5 protein-coding genes are annotated in these 4301 nt (G+C 35.7%); 4 read left to right on the top strand and 1 reads right to left on the bottom strand.

Features of this window, described 5'->3' with window-relative positions:
* The coding region (locus AC1DND_RS21200; RefSeq protein ID WP_477584618.1) for an alanine--tRNA ligase-related protein at positions 1–975 on the bottom strand (975 nt) is incomplete at its 3' end.
* 116 nt (positions 976–1091) lie between these two features.
* Here AC1DND_RS21200 and AC1DND_RS21205 point away from each other — a divergent pair.
* The 4 genes from AC1DND_RS21205 to AC1DND_RS21220 all read left to right on the top strand — a co-directional run.
* A complete protein-coding gene (locus AC1DND_RS21205; RefSeq protein WP_029274329.1) occupies positions 1092–1427 on the top strand; it encodes a MerR family transcriptional regulator in 336 nt (111 codons plus the stop codon).
* A 156-nt stretch (positions 1428–1583) separates the two neighbouring features.
* Positions 1584–1796 (top strand): hypothetical protein, encoded by a 213-nt coding sequence (locus AC1DND_RS21210; protein WP_477584619.1) that lies wholly within the window; start codon positions 1584–1586, stop codon positions 1794–1796.
* A 34-nt stretch (positions 1797–1830) separates the two neighbouring features.
* Positions 1831–3816, top strand: coding sequence for a helix-hairpin-helix domain-containing protein (locus AC1DND_RS21215; RefSeq protein WP_477584620.1), 1986 nt, complete (start codon positions 1831–1833; stop codon positions 3814–3816).
* A 3-nt stretch (positions 3817–3819) separates the two neighbouring features.
* On the top strand, positions 3820–4301 hold a 482-nt coding region (locus tag AC1DND_RS21220), incomplete at its 3' end, for a DUF4131 domain-containing protein (protein ID WP_477584621.1).

Raw genomic sequence — 4301 nt, forward strand, 5'->3', positions numbered from 1 at the left:
CGTATAAGCATAACGTACGGCCCGGCGTAAAATCCTGCGGATTACATAACCCGCTTTATTATTAGAAGGTAACTGACCATCGGCAATAACAAAGGAAATGGCACGGATGTGATCGGCCATAACACGCATGGCGATATCGGTTTTCTCATCAGCACCATATTTAATCCCCGATTTTTCTGCAATAAACTGAATCATTGGTTGGAAAACATCTGTATCGTAGTTAGAAGTTTTTTCCTGTAAAACACGTACCAAACGCTCAAAGCCCATTCCGGTATCAACATGTTTAGCAGGTAAACTTTGCAATGAACCATTTTTTAAACGGTTAAACTGCATAAATACATTATTCCAGATTTCAATTACCTGGGGATGGTCGGCATTTACCAATGTAGCACCATCAACTAAAGCTTTTTCTTCATCAGTACGGCAATCTACATGGATTTCAGAACATGGTCCGCATGGCCCGGTATCGCCCATTTCCCAGAAGTTGTCTTTTTTATTTCCCGGTAAAATGTGGCTTTCATCAACATATTGTTTCCAAAGATCGTAAGCTTCCTGATCTTTTTCCAGACCTTCTTTTTCATCGCCTTCAAAGTAGGTGACATATAATTTTTCTTTCGGGATTTTGTAAACTTCTGTCAATAGTTCCCAACTCCAGGCAATAGCTTCTTTTTTGAAATAATCGCCAAAACTCCAATTACCCAACATTTCGAACATGGTGTGGTGGTAAGTATCAATACCTACTTCTTCCAGATCGTTATGTTTGCCCGAAACACGTAAACAAYGTTGTGTATCCGCAACACGAGAATATTTTATGGCCGCCTCTCCTAAAAACAGATCCTTAAACTGGTTCATACCCGCATTGGTAAACATTAAAGTGGGGTCGTTTTTAACCACAATCGGTGCGGAAGGAACAACATGATGTTGTTTCGATTCAAAAAAACTAAGGAATGCCTGTCTAATCTCTTTTGCTGTCATTTCAATATTATTGGAGGGAACAAAATTAAAATTTTATTGCGTTATTAAGGAAAAATCGAGCTACATTTGAATACTTTAATTAATCGATATAAGACACTCATAATCAAGCACAAAATATGCCGTATAAAGAAAGAGACATTAATAAAATGTATTATACCATGGGCGAAGTGACTGAAATGTTTAATGTTAACGCATCTCAGATCCGTTTTTACGAGAAGGAATTCGATATCCTACAGCCCAAGAAAAATAAAAAAGGCAACCGTCTTTTTACTCCAGAAGACATCGAAAATCTAAAGATCATCTTCAACCTTGTTGATGAAAAAGGATTTACATTAAAAGGTGCCAAAGACTATTTAAAGAATAATAAAACAGGCGTTAGAGAGAATCAAAAAATTATAGATTCGTTAGAAAAACTGAAAGGTTTTTTGGTAAACCTGGCAGAAGAACTGTAAATATTTTATTTCCCTTATCATTATCAATTTTCTTTGCATTACTCTTCTGTAATTAGAAAAATACATTTTTTGTAGTTTTTTTAATTATTTTACTATATTAGCAAAACCAAAACATCAATCACCCCTATTTTTTATTAACTGGTATAACCCCTGCTTATGAAAATATGGTATGTATTGTTGCTTGTCTTTTTCCTCTATTTTTTATTTTCCCAAAACCATTTGGGTGGCCGTTTATCTGCCATAGTTAATCATTTCTTTCTTCGAGAAAATTCTTTTGGAATTACATTGATCCCTAACAGAGAAATGGTAATTGCATGGGCTGTTAACCTTTATGATAAATTTCTAATTGGAGGTGGCTATGCGGTTTAAGAGCTTAATTGTTGCATTTCTAATGATTGGATTCATGGCAAATGCTCAAATCAATACTGAGGAAACAGATACACGTGATATTTTGGAGAGTATGGCCGAAAACCTCCCCGATGATTACGATATGACTGAACTGATTGATGTATTGGAAAAATACCGTAAACATCCAATTAATCTGAACCGTACTTCAGTTGAAGAGTTAAAGACTTTGGTTTTCCTATCCCCTCTACAGATTGGTAATTTCTTTACACATCTAAAGGAAAATGGTCAGCTTACAGATGTGCTGGAATTACAAAGTATTGATGGTTTTGATATTAAAACCGTGCATAATCTCCTCCCATTTGTAACGTTGACCAATATCGCTGAATATCAGCAGCTCGATTTTAAAAACATTGTACGTACTGGTGAAAATGATTTGATGATGCGCTTTGCCCAGGTCCTACAAAAACAAAAAGGTTATACAGATTTACCCGGGAACCGGTATTTAGGTTCGCCAGAAAGATTTCAGACGCGCTACAGATATCATTATAGCTCAATTCTATCAGCAGCCATTACTTTAGACAAAGATGCTGGTGAAAAATTTATAGGCAAGCCTTTCGATTTTTATTCTGGCAATATCGCACTATTCAAATTGGGAAAGCTAAAAAAACTGGTAGTTGGCGATTATACATTGCAATTTGGACAAGGCTTAACATTATGGTCGGGTTTTTCTTTTGGCAAAGGTCCTGATGTAACCAGCGTAGCTAAAAAAGATTTAGGTTTAAGGCCTTATAACTCTACTAATGAATATTCTTTTTTTAGAGGAGGTGCTGCAACGATTAACTTATTTAAAAATGTAGACATTACCCCTTTTGTTTCGTTCCGCAATCTTGATGCTAGCCAAAAATTAGATTCAGAAGGAAATTTAGTTCAGGCCACCATTAATCAAACTGGTTTACATAGAACCCCTACTGAGATTAAGAATAAAGGCGTTTTAGCGCAAAGCGTATTTGGTACCACAGTTCAATATGCCAAAAACGAATTTGCTGTTGGCGCAATTGCTTACCATACTCGTTATAAGAGCCGTTTTATTACACAAACAGCAGCTTACGATCGATATAGTTTCACAGGTAAAGCGCTAACCAATTTGGGGTTGTTTTACAATTATACATATAAAAATATGTACCTCTATGGCGAGGCAGCCAAGGGTTTAGGTGGTGGCATTGCCTATATTAACGGTGTCCTCATTAGTTTGTCACCAACAGTTTCTGCTGCTTTAACTTATCGCGATTATGATAAAGATTATCATAGTTTCTTTAATCAGGCAGTATCCGAATCGAGCGAAGCCGTAAATGAAAAAGGATTGTATGCTGGCCTAAATATTAATCCCAATAAACAATGGGCTTTTTCTTTCTATGGTGATTATTTTCGCTTCCCGTGGTTAAAGTACCGTGTTGATGAGCCATCAAAAGGTTACGAGATTTTAACCCAGGCCGTTTATACACCAAGCAAAACCTTTAAAATTTTAGTCCGATTTAAAACAGAACATAAACAACAAAATACGGATTTAGATGTGCCTGTTAACTTTTTAGACAATGTAAAAAGAGAAGGTTATCGGGCAGAGGCAAGCTGGCAATTGAATAATAATTGGCGCTTCCAAAACAGGCTAGAGATTTCACAATATAAAAAAGGTAGTGCCAATAGAGAATTTGGTTATCTCGTTTATCAGGATGTAGACTATTCTCCAATGTTCGCTAAGCTAACAGGAAATGTAAGATTTGCCTATTTCAATACCCCAAGTTATAATAGCAGAATTTATGCCTATGAAGATGATGTTTTGTACAGTTTTGCTTTTGGAATGTATAATGGAAGAGGTTTTAGGACTTATTTTAACCTGAAATACAGTATAGTCAAGAAGCTAAATATTTGGGTTCGATATGGGTTGTTTGTTTATAAGGACGTAGAAACAGTAGGTACTTACCTGGATGAAATTAAGGGCAATAAAAAATCGGAAGTTAAAGTTCAGGTACGCTATCAATTTTAAACAATGTTTAAGTCCGAATATGTTTTTGTCAGGATCCTGTTTCCTTTTCTTTTAGGCATCTGCATTTTTTATTTTTTTCCAAAAGGCATAGGTATTCAATGGTGGGCCTCAGTCTTACTTGTTGTTTTACTGTGCATTTTATTGTTGAATATTACTTATAAAAAATTAAATGTTTACCGTTACAAGGGAGCTGTTGGTATTTTGATCTTTATACTTTTCCTCAGCCTTGGCGGTTTACTTTGCCTGCTCCATAACGAAAGTTTAAATCAAAATTACTTTGCAAAAACGCAGTGCAGCTATTTAAAAGTTTGGGTGAACAATGAACCTCAGCAAAGTAGCAACATCTTACGTTTTAAAGTAAAGGTGGTTTCTGGATATCAAAAAGACAAACAGATCAGGTTGTCAGGGCAGATGCTTCTTGCCATAAAATTAGATAGTTTAAAGCCTATTAAATTAAAATATGGCGACGAAATCATGATCCCAGC

Source organism: Pedobacter sp. 01N416 (assembly GCF_056399685.1).

Bases quoted from the DNA above. Each gene is read 5' to 3' on its own strand.
- AC1DND_RS21205 (WP_029274329.1), top strand. From the start codon at position 1,092: ATGCCGTATAAAGAAAGAGACATTAATAAAATGTATTATACCATGGGC.
- AC1DND_RS21210 (WP_477584619.1), top strand. From the start codon at position 1,584: ATGAAAATATGGTATGTATTGTTGCTTGTCTTTTTCCTCTATTTTTTA.
- AC1DND_RS21215 (WP_477584620.1), top strand. From the start codon at position 1,831: ATGGCAAATGCTCAAATCAATACTGAGGAAACAGATACACGTGATATT.